The 15,269-nt window shown below is 74.1% G+C and carries 8 protein-coding genes; 4 read left to right on the forward strand and 4 right to left on the reverse strand.

What is annotated here, in order from left to right; all coding sequences use genetic code 11:
* Position 1: 1 nt before the first annotated feature.
* The 3 genes from F8R89_RS26700 (at position 2) to F8R89_RS26710 (ending at position 3,287) form a co-directional block, all read left to right on the forward strand.
* Positions 2-1,807: a gamma-glutamyltransferase family protein gene (locus tag F8R89_RS26700; RefSeq protein ID WP_151786323.1), complete on the forward strand. Its 1,806-nt coding sequence runs from the start codon at positions 2-4 to the stop codon at positions 1,805-1,807.
* Positions 1,808-1,831: 24 nt separating this feature from the next.
* Entirely contained in the window at positions 1,832-2,533 is a 702-nt protein-coding gene (locus F8R89_RS26705; protein WP_151786324.1) for an FMN-binding negative transcriptional regulator, read from the forward strand.
* Positions 2,534-2,597: 64 nt separating this feature from the next.
* A complete protein-coding gene (locus F8R89_RS26710; protein ID WP_151786325.1) occupies positions 2,598-3,287 on the forward strand; it encodes a hypothetical protein in 690 nt (229 codons plus the stop codon).
* On the opposite strand, the gene F8R89_RS26715 is transcribed toward F8R89_RS26710, so the two are convergent.
* From F8R89_RS26715 to F8R89_RS26730, 4 genes are all read right to left on the reverse strand, one after another.
* Complete coding sequence (locus F8R89_RS26715; protein WP_151786326.1) at positions 3,272-7,078, reverse strand: non-ribosomal peptide synthetase; 3,807 nt, start codon at positions 7,076-7,078, stop codon at positions 3,272-3,274. The genes F8R89_RS26710 and F8R89_RS26715 overlap by 16 nt on opposite strands.
* A 4-nt stretch (positions 7,079-7,082) precedes the next feature.
* Positions 7,083-12,026 carry a non-ribosomal peptide synthetase gene (locus F8R89_RS26720; RefSeq protein WP_151786327.1) on the reverse strand — a complete coding sequence of 1,648 codons (4,944 nt, stop codon included), beginning with the start codon at positions 12,024-12,026 and terminating at the stop codon, positions 7,083-7,085.
* 243 nt (positions 12,027-12,269) lie between these two features.
* Positions 12,270-14,192: a Xaa-Pro dipeptidyl-peptidase gene (locus F8R89_RS26725; RefSeq protein WP_225994495.1), complete on the reverse strand. Its 1,923-nt coding sequence runs from the start codon at positions 14,190-14,192 to the stop codon at positions 12,270-12,272.
* Between the two features lie 79 nt (positions 14,193-14,271).
* Positions 14,272-14,682 carry an MmcQ/YjbR family DNA-binding protein gene (locus F8R89_RS26730; protein WP_151786328.1) on the reverse strand — a complete coding sequence of 137 codons (411 nt, stop codon included), beginning with the start codon at positions 14,680-14,682 and terminating at the stop codon, positions 14,272-14,274.
* A 168-nt stretch (positions 14,683-14,850) separates the two neighbouring features.
* Here F8R89_RS26730 and F8R89_RS26735 point away from each other — a divergent pair, with 168 nt between their 5' ends.
* On the forward strand, positions 14,851-15,216 hold the full coding sequence (locus F8R89_RS26735; protein ID WP_151786329.1) for a VOC family protein: 366 nt from the start codon (positions 14,851-14,853) through the stop codon (positions 15,214-15,216).
* Positions 15,217-15,269: the final 53 nt, after the last annotated feature.

A 15,269-nucleotide genomic window follows, 5' to 3' on the forward strand; every position in this document is an offset into this window, starting at 1 on the left:
GATGACCGTCCTGCGACCGGAGCTGACCGGAACCCTCGGCGGCGTCGCCGCCACGCACTGGCTCGCGTCCGCCGTCGGCATGGGCGTCCTGGAACGCGGCGGCAACGCCTTCGACGCGGCGGCCGCCGCCGGGTTCGCCCTCCAGATCGTCGAACCCCACTCCAACGGGCCGGGCGGCGACGTCGTCATCGCCGTCTACTCCCGCGCGACCGGCACGGTCCGCGTCATCTGCGGACAGGGCCCGATGCCGCGGGCGGCCACGATCGACGCGTTCGCCGCCCGGGGCATCAAGCAGATACCCGCCGGCGGTCTGCTCCCGGCGACGGTGCCCGGCGCCTTCGGGGCGTGGATGCGCCTGCTCGGCGAATACGGCACGCTGCCGCTGGAGTCGGTCCTGGAACCGGCCATCGGCTACGCCTCGCGCGGATATCCGCTGCTGCCCGCCGCCGCGACGACCATCGACGCCATGTCCGGGCTCTTCCGCGGCCATTGGAGCGAGTCCGCCCGCGTCTACCTGCCCGGCGGGGCGGCACCCGCGCCCGGGACGCGGATGCGCAACGAGGAGCTGGCCGAGACCTACCGCCGGATCGTGCGCGAGGCGAAGGGGGCGTCGGCCGGCCGCGAGGCGCAGATCGAGGCCGCGCACACCGCCTTCTACCAGGGCTTCGTCGCCGAGGCCATCGACCGCTTCGCCCGCACGACCGACGTGTTCGACTCGACGGGAAGCCCGCACCGCGGCCTGCTGACCGGCGACGACCTCGCCACCTGGCGGCCGCCCGTCGAGGAGGCGTGCGCGCTGCCGTACGGCGACTTCACCGTCCACAAGCCCGGGCCGTGGTCCCAGGGCCCGGTGTTCCTGCAGCAGTTGGCGCTGCTGGAAGGCTGCGACCTGCGGGGCATGGGCCTGGGCAGCGGCGCGTACGTCCACACCGTCGCCGAGGCGGCCAAGCTGGCCTTCGCCGACCGGGAGGCGTGGTACGGCGACCCGGACCACACCCCGGTGCCGCTGGACGACCTGCTGGCGCCCGGATACACCGCGCGGCGGCGTGCCCTCATCGGCGAGGAGGCCGACCTCGACCCGCAACCGGGCCGGCCGGGCGGCGCCGAGCCGTGGATCCCGCAGCCGGAACCGCAGGAGCCCGGCGTGAACGAGCCGGAGTGGATGGCCCACCTGCGCAGCGGCCTGCCCACGGTCACCCCGGCCGGGCCCCGGGCCGGCGCCGGGAACACCTGCACGGTCGCGGTCGCCGACGCCTGGGGCAACCTGGTCGTCGCCGTGCCCAGCGGGGGCTGGCTCAAGAGCTCACCGGTGATCCCCGGCCTCGGTTTCGCGCTGGGCACCCGCGGCCAGACGGCCTGGCTCAGCGAGGGGCACCCCAACTCGCTGGCCCCCGGGCGCCGTCCGCGCACCACCCTGAGCCCCACCATCGTGCTGCGCGACGGCGCCCCGTTCCTCGCCTTCGGCACCCCCGGCGGCGACCAGCAGGACCAGTGGACGCTCCACGCGTTCCTCGCGGTCGCCGAGTTCGGCCTCGAGCCGCAGGCGGCGGCCGAACTCCCCGCCTGGCACATCGACCACTTCGCCCAGTCGTTCGCGCCGCGCCTGGCGCGGCCCGGGGTGGTCGTCGTGGAGGGCTCGTTCGACGCCGAGGTGCTGGCGGAGCTGGAACGCAGGGGCCACCGGCTGGACGTGGTGCCGCGCTCCACGCTCGGCAAGGTCTGTTCCGCCGGTGTCGACCCGGCCACCGGTTTCCTGCGGGCCTCGGCCGGCCCGCGCGGCCGCCAGGCGTACGCGGTGTGCCGTTGACCCCGATCGTCTGAGGCGGTTTCCATGTTCGTGCCCAGCCATTACCGGATCCAGGACGAGAACTGGCACCGGCGGATCATCGACGGCCATCCGCTGGCGACGCTCACCACCAACGGACCCACGGTGCCGTGGGCGTCGCGGCTGCCCGCCCTCGTCGCGCCCGGCGAGCCCCGGACCGGCCCGCTCGCCGGCACGGAGCTGTACGGGCATCTCAACCGCGCCAATCCGCACTGGAAGGCGCTCACCGACGGCGGCCACGCCCGGCTGATGTTCGACGGGCCGGGCGGGTTCGTGACCCCGGCCGTCTACCCCGGCGACCCGTCCGCCCCGACCTGGAACTTCGCGGCCGTCCACGTGTGCGGGCCGCTGCGGCTGATCGACGACCCGGAGGAGACGCTCCAGGTCGTCCGCTGGACCGCCCAGTGCCTCGAGGAGCGCTTCGGCGCCGGCTGGGACCAGACCTCCTCGGTCGGCTACTTCCGCCAGATCCTGCCCGGAGTGGGGGCGTTCCGCCTCCGCGTCGAGGAGGTGGAGGGCCTGTTCAAGTTCAGCCAGGAGAAGCCGGCCGACGTCCAGGAGTCGGTGATCCGGCGCTACGAGGCCGACGAGAGCGGTGCCGGCCGGCCCCTGGCCGACCTGATGCGCGAGGCCGGGATGGGACGGGCCTCCGAGGCCGCACCGGCCGGTGCGACGGCGGACGGCGCCCGCGGGGTCTGCCCCTTCTGACCGGTCGGGGATAGCGGTCCGGGCTGATCGACCACAGCCCGGACCGCCTCGTAACGTGCGGACCATGGCACTCATCGCTCACACCGCGCAGGCGCTCCCCGACGAGACGCTGGACCAGCTGCGTTCGGCCGTCGCGATGGCCACCCGACCCGACCGGCTCGGCGGCCGCAACCCCTACCACTACACCTTCTGGTACGCGCTCGGGACCCCGCCGCGCAACCTGGTAGAGACGGCGGTGCGCGATCACCTCGTGCGGCACATCCCCGCGCGCGTGCGGGAGGCGGCCGCGGGGGTCGAGTGGTGGCTCGGGCGGCTCACGTCGCCGTACGCGTCGAACTTCGAGTTCGGGCTGCACCGGGACATCGGGGAGGACCCGGGCACGGGGGAGCTGGTGTCCCCGACCCTGTCCAGCGTCATGTACCTGAACGACGTGGCGGACGGGCCGCTGCTCGTCTTCGGGAGCGAGCCCTCACCGGACGCCGACGACCGGGAGTTCGTCCTGCCCGCCGAGAACCTGTACGTCACCTTCCCCGGGCACCTGTGGCACGCCGTGGGAAGCCGCGCCGATGTCGGACTGCCCCGGGAGGCGCCGGCCGCTCCCGAACCCCGGGAACGGCTGACGGTCCTCGTGAACTGGTGGACCTACCAGCCCGGCGACATCGCCGCCGAGCCGATGAAGCAGGTCGCCGCCGCGTACGACGGCTCGATGTACCCCGAGCTGCGGGCCGGAGCCGCGTCTCAGATCTCCTCGTAGCCGAGACGGCGGCCGACGGCGCCCTGGATGGCCGCCGTCAGGCCGTCCACGTGCTCGGTGTCGAACAGGCTCAGGTGGCCGCCTTCGACCTCGGTGGTGTCCAGCCCGGCGACGAAGGCGCGCCAGCCGCGGTCGTCGTCCATGTAGCCCGCCGGGAAGGCGGGCGCACCCGCGGGCAGCGGGTCGCACGCGCGCAGCAGGTCGACCTCGCCCGGGAAGAACTCCGGCCAGTAGTCGAGGAACGCGGCCCGGTTGCGCTCGACCATGTCCGTCAGCCCGGCCAGGGCCTCGGCGGCGCCCTCGTCCGCGCCCTCCAGCCGCAGCACGTCCAGCGCCAGGCAGGCGTTCCGCACCTGGGCGGCCTCCCGTTCCGAGGACATGAACGAGGGCGGCGCCCAGGTGTCGAGCAGCAGCGTCGCCGCGACCGGCTCCCCGCGCAGCAGCCAGATCCGGGCCATCTCGACCGCCACACAGCCGCCCATCGACCAGCCGGCGAGGACGACGGGGGCGACACCGCGCACCGCGTCGACGGCGGCCACGTACCGCGCGGCCATCTCCTCGACGGTCGCCGCCGGGTCGTCCGCCAGCGACTGGAGCGCGTACACCGAGAACTCGCCCCGCAGCCGCTGCGCCACCTCGTGGAACGGCAGCACGGACCCACTGGCCGCGTGCACGAACACGATCAGCGGCGCGCCGGGGCTCTCCGCCAGGCCGACCAGGTTGTCCCGGGGCACCGGGGCCGCCTGCGCGGCGCTCAGCGTCGCCGCCAGATCGCGGATCCTGGGGTTCGTGAAGACGTCCTGGACCGACGGCTGCACACCGAACTCGGCCGCGCACTCCTCGATCAGCTTGAACACCAGCAGCGAGTGGCCGCCCAGGTCGAAGAAGCTGTCGGTGACACTCACGGCGTCCCGGCGCAGCAGCCGCGCGTAGATCGCGGCGAGCCGGGCCTCCAGCTCGTTCGCCGGGGCGGTGAACTCCTCCTCCTCGGCGGGCGCGTCCTCGGTGCGCAGGGCGAGCAGCGCGTCGACGTCGACGCCCCCGTCGTCCGTGCGGGGGATCGCGTCCACCACGGTGACGCTGTCCGGCACCAGGTAGTCGGGCAGGCGCCGGGCGGCGCCCTCGGTGAGCCGCCGGGCCGAGAGCTCACGGTCGCCCGTGGGCACGACGAACGCGGCGAGGGAGCCCTGCGCGGTCGCCGTGACCGTGCACAGCGCCACGCCCCCCTGGTCGGCCAGGGCCGACTCGACCAGCGCCCGGTCGACGCGCATGCCGTGCACGCCGATCTGCCGGCCGGCCGGTCCGAGCTGTTCCACCACACCGTTCTCCCGGCGCCGGGCGAGTTCGCCGGTGCGCACCATGCGGGCGCCGGGCACGCCGAAAGGGTCGGCGACGAACCGTTCCGCGGTCGCGGCCGGCAGCCCGTGGTAGCCGCGCGCCAGGCACTCCTCCCCGCCGCCGACGTACAACTCGCCGACCACGCCGAGGGGAACCGGCTCCAGAGACTCGTCCAGCACGTACAGGGCGTGGCGGCCCCCCTGGGCGAGCGCGCCGGTCTCCGGCCTCTCGCGCCGGGCGACGACCTCGCCCGGGACCCCGGCGACGGTCACCGGCTCGCCGTCGCACAGGACCCGGCGCGCAGCGGTGCCCGGATCGGTGGACGGCACCGACGGCGTCGTCCACACGGTGGTGACGCCGTCGGCGGGGAGGTGCGCCTCGACGGGCCGGGGTCGCTTGTGCACGAGGGGCGGGCAGAGCATGACCGTGCCACCGGCCGACAGCGGCCACCACGCCCGCTCGGGGGAGTCCACGAGCACCGTCTCCCCGGCCTCCAAAGGGTGTCGCCGCCGCAGTTCCTCGACGTCGGCGAGCGCCATCGACACCGGCTGGGCGACCGGCCCGGGCAGGCCGGGGGAGCGGACCAGCCGTAGCAGATCGGGGGCTCCGTCCACGACCGGGCGCCCGCCGGGTTCCGTCGCGGCCCACCGCCCGGCGTCCGCGAGGGAGACCACGCCCCACGGCCCCGGGGGCAGTTGGTCCGCCGTCACCCCGTCGGTGACCACCACCCGGGGCTCCGCCTCCGCCACAAGCTCCGGCACGACGGCCGTGTAGGGGGCGTGGAGCTTGGCCGCGGCGATCCGGGCCACGATCTCGCCGGTGCCGTGGGCCAGGCACAGCGCCACGACGTCGCCGGGGCGGACCCCCTCACGGTGCAGGGCGGACGCCAGCAGGTCGGCGCGCGCGTCCAGCTGCGCGTAGCTGAGGGCCTCCTCGCCGGCGCGCACGGCCACGGCGTCCGGGGTGGAGCGGGCCTGCTCCTCGAAGGGCTCGGCCATCGACCGGTGGCACAGGTCCGGCCCGCCGGACGCCGCCGACGCGCGCAGGAGGCTCTCGCGCTCGGACGGGGTCAGCAGGGGCAGTTCGAACGCCCGCGCGTCGGGGTGCTCGGCGCCCTCGGCCAGCAGCGTCTCCAGATGGGCGGCGAAGCGCACCGCGGTCGACGTGTCGAACAGATCCGCGTCGTAGACCAGGACGCCGCTCATCTCCTCCTGGTCGGTGAACAGGCTGACGGCCAGGTCCCACATCGCGGCGTTCGTGTCCAGCTCGCTGCCGAGGCCGCTGTCGGCCGCTCCGGCCGACTGCACGTTCACCATGGTCTGGAACACCGCCTGCACTCCGGGAAGCCTCGGCAGCGCCAGCTCCGCCACCACCCGGTCGAAGGGCACCGCCTGGTGGTCGTGGGCCTCCAGGACGGTCTCGTGGACCTGACGGACGACCTCGCGGAACGTGGGGTCACCGCTCAGGTCCGTCCGCAGCGGCGCCGACTTCACGAAGCACCCCACGATCGACTCGGCGACCTCGTGGTCCCGGCCGGCGAGCGGGGCGCCGACGATGACGTCGCGCTGCCCGCTCATCCGGGCGAGGAAGACCTTGTACGCGGCCATGACGACGACGAACAGGGTGACGCCCTCGTCCGCCGCCAGCCGCCGCAGACGGGACAGCACCGGAGCCGTGACCGAGAGGGGCACCGTGCCCCCGGTCCGCTTCGACACCGCCGGACGGGGCCGGTCCTTCGGCAGGTCCAGGACCGGCAGGTCCCCGGCGAGTTTGCCGGTCCAGTACGCCAGGTCGCCCGCGACCGCCGCCTCGTCGTTCTGCCGCTGCTCCCAGGCCACGTAGTCGAGGAAGCCGACGGACGGGGCGGGGCCGAGCGGCAGGCCGGCGAGCAGCGCGTCCAGCTCGGCGACGACCATCGCCCGGGACAGCCCGTCGATGACGATGTGGTGGAAGTTGAGCGCCAGCATGGTCCGGTCGCCCGGCAGCGCGAACCCGATGATCTGGAAGAAGCACGGGCCGTCGAGCGCGAACGGGCGCCGGGCCGCCTCGTTGCCGGCGGCCGTGGCGCGCGCCTGCGCCTCGTCGGCGGGCAGGTGCCGCAGGTCGTGCCAGGTCACCGGCGGCTCGATCGGGCCGTCGTCCTGCTGCATCGGTACGCCGTCCAGCTCGAACATCCGGACCCGCAGGGCGTGGTGACGGTTCATCAGCTCCGCGGCGACCGCGCGCAGCGCCGGCAGGTCGAGTGCCCGGTCGACGGTCCGCATCTCCGGCAGGCTGTACTCACTGGTGTCCGGGTACTGGCGGCAGGAGAACCAGATCCGCGCCTGGGGCGGGTTGAGGGGCACCGGGGTGCCCCGCGGGACCGGCGGGATGTGCGGGCCGCCGTGCTCGTCGCCGCGCTCGCGCAGCAGCCGCAGGAGCTTTCGCTGCTTCTCCGCGTCCAGTGTGGTCATCGGCTCACTCCTCCTGGTCGCCGCGGTGCGCGGCGGGTTCGTCGGACAGCGCGGCCAACTCGGCCACCAGTGCCTTCTCCACGTGCTCGGCCACTCCCGCGATCGTCGGGTCGCCGAAGAACTGCCGTACGGTGACCGTCACCCGGAAGCGGGTCTTCACCCGGTGCAGCATCTGCAGGGCCGACAGCGAACTGCCGCCCGCCTCGAAGAAGTTCTGTCGCCTGCCGACCTGTTCGACGCCCAGCAGCTCGCACCAGACCTCGGCGAGCTGCGACTCGATCAGCGAGGTCGCCTCCGAGACGCCGGCGCGGGCCGCCCGGTCCTCGGCCGTCGGCGCGGGCAGCGCCTGCCGGTCGACCTTCCCGGACGGGGTGAGCGGCAGCGCGGCCAGCTTCACGTACGCCGTCGGCAGGAGATACCTGGACAGGTAGTCGGCGGCGTGCTCGGCCACGGCGGGCACCTCGGCGTCCGGTCCCACCAGATAGGCGACGATCTCCTTGGCGCCGGGCCGGTCCTCGCGGATGCGTACGGCCGCCTGCTCGACGGCCGGGTGGGTGCGCAGGACCTCCTCGATCTCGCCCGGCTCCACCCGTACGCCCCCCACCTTGGCCTGGCCGTCGGCCCGCCCGGCGTAGTGCAGCAGGCCGTCCTCGTCGCGGACGGCCAGGTCACCGGTGCGGTACAGGCGCTCGCCGGGCGTCACCGGCCAGGGGTGGGGGACGAACCGCTCGGCGGTCAGGCCGGGCTTGCCGAGGTAGCCCCGCGCCAGACCGTCCACGCCCGCGACGTGCAGCTCGCCGACCACGCCCGGGGGCACCGGCCGCAGGGCCTCGTCGAGCACGAACAGCCGGTAGCCGTTGACGGCCCGGCCCATCGGGACGCCGCCGCCGTCCGGCCGTTCCCGGCCGCTCCACAGCGCGACCTCCGACGTCTCCGTCTGGCCGTACGCGTTGTCCAGCGGAACGTCGAAGTGGGCGGCGAAGCGGCGCAGCAACGCGGCGGGCACGGCCTCGCCGGACGTCTGCACACGGTCGAGGGAGGGGTACTTGGCCGCGGAGGCCGTGGCCAGGTACATGTCCAGCATCGAGGGCACGAAGTGCGCCAGGACGGTGTCCGGGGCGGCCAGCAGCCCGGCCAGATACGGCACGTCCGTCTCCGTGCCGGCCTCGGCGGCCAGGATCGTCGCACCGGCCCCCAGCGTCGCGAAGATCTCCCAGATCGCCACGTCGAAGATCAGCGGAGTCTTGTGCACCACCCGGTGACCCGGCCCGAGCGCGTAGTGCCGCGCGATCCACTCCACCCGCGACGCCGCACAGCCGTGATCGATGACCACGCCCTTGGGGCGGCCCGTCGACCCGGACGTGTAGTAGACGAACGCCGTGTTCCGGGGGTGGAGTCCGGGCTCCTCGAGGTCCGCCCGCGCGGCCGTGGCCGGATCGACCACCGGCACGCCCTCCAGCCCGGCCGGCACCCGGGAGGCGACGACCGCGGCCATCGCGCAGTCCTGGGCGATCCAGCGCAGCCGTTCGGCGGGGAAGCCGGCGTCCAGCGGCACGAACCCGGCCCCCGCGCGCAGCACGCCGAGCACGGCGGCGACCGACTCGACGGAGCGGTCCACGCAGATCCCCACCAGCGACTCGGGACCGGCGCCGGCATCGTGCAGAGCGGCTGCCACCGCCCGTGACCTGGCGTCCAGTTCGGCGTAGCCGACGGCCCGGTCACCGGCCAGCACGGCGACGGCGGACGGGTCGCGGGCCACCTGCGCGCGGAAACCGTCGTGCAGCAGGGTCGCGGCGGCGCCGCGCTCCTCGTGGTCGGCGTTGATCGCGGTGAGCTGCGCGGTCGCGGCGGCGGGCGGCAGCAGGGGCAGTTCGGCCAGCCGCGTCGACGGCCGGGCGAGCGCCGACTCCAGCAGCGTCGTCAGGGCGTCCGTCCAGCGTTCGGCGGACGGCCGGTCGAAGCGGCGCGCCGCGTACTCGACCTCACCGGTGACGCCGTCGCCGTCCAGCCGCAGTGTGCAGGTCAGCGCCATCTTGGCGGTGCCCGAGTGGACGAGCTGCTCGGTGACCTCCAGGCCGTCGATCACGCCGCCGTCGTCCACCGGGGTGGACTGGAGCACGAACATGGTCTGGAAGACCGGGTTCTCCGCGCCGTCCCCGCCCTGGGTGATGCCGTCGGTCATCTCGGAGAACGGCAGCTCCTGGCGCGACAGCGCCTCCGTGAGCGCCGTGCCGGTGCGCTCCACCAGGTCCCGGAAGCTCATCCCGGGCGTGAAGCCGACGCGGACGGGGACGGTGTTCACCAGGTACCCGATCAGATCCTCGGTGCCCGCCCGGCCCCGGCACGCCATCGGGACCCCGACCACGATGTCGTCGGCGCCGCCGCTCATCCGGTGCAGCGTGGCGAAGAAGGCGGCGAGCAGCACGCCGAAGGGGGTCGAGCCGCAGGCCCGGGCCACGTCCTCCACCCGGACCGGACCCGTTCCGCCGAGCCGCAGCGGCAGGGAGAACCCCGCCGGGCCGGGCGCCCCGGTCGGCCGCCCCGGCTCCAGCGGCGGAGCGTCCCCCGACAGCCGTTCCGACCAGTACCGTCGTTGTTCCGCCGCCTCCTCGGACGCCAGCCAGGTCTCCTGCCAGGCCACGTGGTCGGCGTACCGGACGGTGGGCTCCGGCAGCCGGCGCCCCTCGTACAGCGCGGCGAACTCGCGCCAGAACACACCGAGGGACCAGGCGTCGAAGGCGCTGTGGTGCACGTTCAGCAGCCACAGGTGACGGTCCTCGTCGACGCGGTAGCACGAGGAGCGCAGCAGGGGGCCGGCGGACAGGTCGAAGGGCCGGGCCGCGTCCGACTCCGCCCGGCGCGTGGCGGTGGCGCGGTCGGGAACCTCCGTCACCCGGGTGCGGACCGGCGCCGGCGGCAGCAGCCGGGCCAGGACCCGCCCCTCGCGTTCCACCAGCACGGTCCGCAGGGCCTCATGACGGGTCATCAGCTCGGTCAGCGCGGCGTCCATGCGGTCCACGTCGAGCGGACCGGAGATCCAGTACCCGAGCGGGACGGAGTAGGAGGCCGCGCCCTGGTGGAGCTTGTCCAGGTACCACAGCGCCGCCTGGCCGCGGGACGCCGGCCGCCACTCGCCGTGCTCCCCGGACGGGGTGACGGCCCCGGTTCCCGGTGCGTGCCCCCGGGCCTCGCCCACCAGCGCGGCCAGCTCCGCCACCGTCGGCGCCGAGCGCAGCTGGTCGAAGGTGAGCGCCGCCCCGGTGGCCTGCGCGACACGGCTGAGGAGTTGCAGTCCGCGCAGGGAGTCGCCGCCCGCCGCGAAGAAGTCCTCGCCGACGCCCGGAGCCCGCCCGAGGACGTCGGCGAACAGGTTCGCGACGAGCTCCTCCTGGGCCGTCACGGTCGCGGGACCGGGCTCCGCCGTGATGTCCGCCGGGGCCTCGGGGAGCTGGGCCGGGATCACCTTGCCGCTCAGCGGGGAGCGGGGGATGCGGTCCAGGAGCACCAGGGTGCCCGGCACCATCACGGCCGGCAGCCGGTCCGCCAGTTCGGCGCGCAGGGCGTCCCGGGCACCCGGCGCCGGGTCCGTCTCCACGTAGGCGATCAGCCGGGCCCCGGCGACCGGGTCGTCGGCCGCGACCACGAAGGCGTCCCGGACCCCGGGGCACGCCCGCAGCGCGTTCTCCACCTGTCCCGGCTCGATCCGGTACCCGCGGATCTTCACCTGGCGGTCGGACCTGCCGAGGAACTGGAGGTTCCCGTCGGGCAGACGCGCGGCCCGGTCACCGGTGCGGTACATACGGGTGCCGGGGGGTCCGAACGGGTCCGGGCAGAACCGGTCGGCGGTCGCGGCGGGGGCACCGAGGTAGCCGCGGGCCAGGCCGGCCCCGGCGATCCAGACGTCCCCGGGCTCCTCGCCGGTCACCGGTTCCAGGTTCTCGTCGAGCAGGCGGACGTCCATGCCGGGCAGGGGCCGTCCGATGGGCATGGCCGAGACGCCGTCGGGCAGGTCGTCCGGGTCGGGCCAGTACGTGGTGCAGCTGATCGTGGTCTCGGTGGGGCCGTAGTCGGCGACGAAGCGCACCGGGTGGGAGCCGACGGCGTCCGTCCACGCGGCGAACTTGTCCATCCGGATCTTGTCACCGCCGACGAAGACCGTCCGCAGGGACGCGGGGAGCGTCACGACGCCGTCCCGCAGGTCGTCCGTCCACTGGTGCCAGTAGGCGGTCGGCAGGCTCACCACCGTCACCCCGCGCCTCTCGATCAGCGCGGTCAGCTCGACGCTCGTCGGCCTCGGCCCGTCCGGCAGCACGACGGCGCCGCCCGCGAGCCAGACCGGCAGGACCTCCTCCAGGGAGGCGTCGATGACCATCGACGTGAACTGCAGGACGCGGTCCGCCGGCCCCAGATCCAGTTCGGCCCGGATCGCGACGGCGTGGGCGGCCAGCGCGGAGTGCGGGACCCCGACGGGCTTCGGCCTGCCGGTGGAACCGGACGTGAACATGCAGTAGGCGAGGTTGTCCGGCCGGATCTCCGGCGGCGCCGGCGCGGCGGGTTCCGCGCCGTCGAGCTCGGCCAGTTCCACGACCGGGACGCCGGACGAGGCCGGGACGGGACCGTCCCCGGAGCGCAGCAGCAGCTCCACGCCCGCGTCGGCGAGCATCGCGGCCGCGGGAGCGGCGGGCAGCGCGCCGTCGAGCGGGACGTAGACCCCGCCGGCCTTCCACAGGGCGAGCAGCGTGACGAGCCAGCGCTCCGACTGCTCGACGGCGAGCGCGACCCGTGTCTCCGGGCGGATCCCCCGCGCCGTGAGTCGTCCGGCCAGCCGCGTGGCCCGCTCGTCGAGTCCCGCGTAACTGAGCACTCCGGCACGGGACACGACCGCGGGCGCATCCGGTGTCCGTGCCACCTGCGCCTCGATCAGCCGGTGTACGCATGGATGGGTCATGAATCGCCTGCCTCCGTATCCGAAAGGGCGGGGATCGCGCGCGGGGAACGGGGCGGCGCCACCGTGTCCAACTGTGTCGAATGCGCGGTCAGACAGTGTCTGGAGCAGTGCTTCAGCAGGCTAGACCCGGACGCCGGGGGTGGGGGAATGACCTGCCACGACGCCGCACGGGTCCGGGCACGGCGGCGCCGGGGCACCCTTCCCCGCACCACCGCGCGGGCCGCCCCGGGAACGCCGTTCGTGTCAGGGAGCCGGCCGGATCCGCCGCGGGGCGTCGTGGCGGCCGGTGGTGTCGCTCGCCGTGACCCGTGGCGCCTTCGCCCCGGGCTGTGGCAGGCGTGCGGCCCCCACCACGGGCAGGCTCAGCGAACTGGCGCCCAGGTCGAGGCGGACGGTGGCCCCGGTGGTCGCCGGGGTCGTGTACTCCAGGTCGCTCTGCTGCAGGACCAGCCCCAGGACGTGCCCGGCCCGGACGATCTGGTCGGTGGCCTGCATCGGCACCGTGATCGTGTACCAGCGGTCCGGCCGCAGCGGCACCCGGAAGCGCAGGGAGACCCGGTGCGCGGCGTCCTGCCAGCCCCGCGTGAGGATGCCCCGGTCGCTGGTCACCACGTCCTGCGCGCTGTCGAGGTAGCACGCGCTGTCGTCCCGTGTGGAGGCGCCCCAGCACGAGCGGGTGTCCAGGGTGCGCACCCCCTCGGCGGGATAGACGGTGTTGACGCGCGCGGCCGTCCCGTAGTCCACGAGCCGGGCGGTCAGTTCGGTCGTCGGCCGGTCCACCTTCACCCGCAGGGTCACGGACGGGTGTCCCGACAGCCGCATGTCGTGGGACAGCGGCGCGGACAGGAAGACGGCACGGCCGGCCACCGGGCGGTTCGGGTCCGCCGTCGCCGCGTCCTCGAACAGGTCGGGGTCGTCCGTCCACACGCGCTCGCCGCCGGAGCGGCCACCGAGGGTACCGGTGGAGCCGTCGCCGTCGCCGAGCGGGACCGTGACCTCGCGCGTCCCCGGAGCCGGCCAGGACGGCCCGTCGACCCAGGTGCCCGGCGACGTCTCCCTGCTCACCGGTGGCTCCCGGTCGATGCCGTTGGGCAGTCCCTGCAGGTAGAAGTCGAACCACCGGTGGAGCGTGGGCACCCACGCGGCCCGCCGGTAGTCGAAGGGGTCGACATGCCCCGCCTGGGTGAGCCACAGCTTGCGGGGGACCTTCAGCCCCACCCACCACCGTGCGAAGTGATCCGTCATCACATTGCCGTCGTTGAGCCCGTGCACCAGGAACACCGACGCCCGCACCTTGGATGCGAGGGGGCGCACGTCGCGCTCGGCCCAGTAGGCGTTGTAGTCGCCGGTGGCGTCGTCGCTGCCGGCGTCGAGCGAGCGCAGGACCTGCTCACAGGCCTCGGCGGGCCGGGAGCTGACCATGTGGAACAGCTCCTCATTGGAGTCCGGCGCGACCACCACGCCGTTGTGCCGCGTGTAGTCGTACCCGCTGGAGGTGGCCGAGATCGGCACGACGGTCTTCAGGCCCTCGACACCGGTCGCCGCCACCTCGTTGGCGATCGTTCCGTCCGCCGACCGGCCGACCATCCCGACCCGGCCGTTCGTCCAGGCCGTCGCGTCGGCCGGTGACCCGTCGGCGTGGACCGCCTCCGCCCGGCCGTTGAGCCAGTCGATCACGGCCTTGGTGCCGAGGGTGTCCTCGCGTCCGTCGGTGTCCGTACATCCCGTCGACCGCCCGGTCCCGGCCATGTCCACGGCGATCACGGCGTATCCGCGCGGCACGAAGTAGTTGTCGTAGAACAGGGGTTGACCGGCGATCGTGCCGTCCGCGTCGTACTTCTTGACCTGCTTCTCCGGGCCGCGGCCGCAGCAGCTGTAGTACGGCGACGCCTGCATGATGACCGGAACCCGCGTCCCGCCGGTCCGGGGGCGGACCACGTCCACCGCGATCCTGTCGGGCACGCCGTCCTCGTCGTTGTCCAGCGGCGTGGTCACCCAGACGCTCTCCCGCACCGCGTCCGCGTACGAGTAGACCGGCACCGTGCCCACTCCGCGGACGTGGGGCGCGCGGGGCGCCGCGGACGCCTCGGGGGCGGTGGCGCCGGCGACCGCGGTCAGCCCGAGCACCGCGATCGACGCGAGGGAACGCACGAGGAGTCGAGGCATGATCGGATCCTAGGAAACCCTGGCCGAAAGGGAAGGCGCGCTGCGCCCCGTGAACCTGGGACACCGCGCCCGTCGCCGGTCAGGGAAGCGGGGGCAGACGGGCCGCGAGGAACTTGGGCGCCATCAACCGGTAGCTGTCGGTGACCAGTTCGGTCACCTCGGTCCAGTCGGTGCGCTCGTCGAGCACGGCGACCACCACGTTGTGTCCCCAGTCCGCCCGGAAGTACGGGAACCCGGGCGCGGTCAGCCCGAGCAGGTCGTCGACGGGAACGCGGAACGTCATCACGACCGGGGCCTCGTCCGGGCCCGCGTACGGCGCGTAGACCGGGTAGCGGTCGGTGTCCGGGCTGTAGACGTGCGCGAAGGTGCGGGCGCGGATGCGCCAGCGCACGCCGATCCAGGCCGGTTCCTCGTACGACTCGGGCAGGGCCCGGCACAGGGGGCGGAGCCGGTCCAGGATGCCGGCGGGTACGTCTCCAGGGCTGGACATGGGCCGACCCTAACGGCCCGCCGCGTCCGGCGTCCCGGAGATCACCCGGGCCGTGCCCGCCGCCGGGGCTCCCCAGAATGTGGGGCACCGGGACGGCTGCAATTCACGGGACGGGGACGCCAGAATGATGCCCGCTCGATCATCGCTCGGCCGGAAAGGGAGTGGGTCGTGGAATTCAGACGCCGGACCATCGTTTTCGAGACAGCGGATCTTGACGCGGAAAGCGCCTTTTGGGCGGGACTTCTCGAGGGCACGGTCGAGGCGAAGGACACCTGGCACAACATCTGGGTCGACGGTGACTGGCATTTGGCCGTTCAATTCGCGCCACATCATGTGCCGCCGGTGTGGCCGGATGACGCCTCTTCGCAACAGGTCCATCTCGACTTCTATCTGGACGATCTCGAAGCAGCGCACGCCAGGGTGCTGGAGCTGGGCGGAAAACTGGTGAAGTCGGCCGACGATCCCGGCGCCCGCACCGGGTTCCGGGTCTACACCGATCCGGCCGGCCACCCCTTCTGCCTCGCCTGGCCGTAGACCCCGGGTCCGGGCACAGGCACACGAGGGGGCGGGTCCCGGCCGGGACCCGC

Source organism: Streptomyces sp. SS1-1 (assembly GCF_008973465.1).
Lineage (GTDB): Bacteria > Actinomycetota > Actinomycetes > Streptomycetales > Streptomycetaceae > Streptomyces.

What these genes read in the sequence shown, in the direction of transcription:
- F8R89_RS26725 (WP_225994495.1), bottom strand. Translation starts at nt 14,192, where the DNA reads ATGCCTCGACTCCTCGTGCGTTCCCTCGCGTCGATCGCGGTGCTCGGG.
- F8R89_RS26720 (WP_151786327.1), bottom strand. Translation starts at nt 12,026, where the DNA reads ATGACCCATCCATGCGTACACCGGCTGATCGAGGCGCAGGTGGCACGG.
- F8R89_RS26715 (WP_151786326.1), bottom strand. Translation starts at nt 7,078, where the DNA reads ATGACCACACTGGACGCGGAGAAGCAGCGAAAGCTCCTGCGGCTGCTG.
- F8R89_RS26700 (WP_151786323.1), top strand. Translation starts at nt 2, where the DNA reads ATGACCGTCCTGCGACCGGAGCTGACCGGAACCCTCGGCGGCGTCGCC.
- F8R89_RS26730 (WP_151786328.1), bottom strand. Translation starts at nt 14,682, where the DNA reads ATGTCCAGCCCTGGAGACGTACCCGCCGGCATCCTGGACCGGCTCCGC.
- F8R89_RS26705 (WP_151786324.1), top strand. Translation starts at nt 1,832, where the DNA reads ATGTTCGTGCCCAGCCATTACCGGATCCAGGACGAGAACTGGCACCGG.
- F8R89_RS26710 (WP_151786325.1), top strand. Translation starts at nt 2,598, where the DNA reads ATGGCACTCATCGCTCACACCGCGCAGGCGCTCCCCGACGAGACGCTG.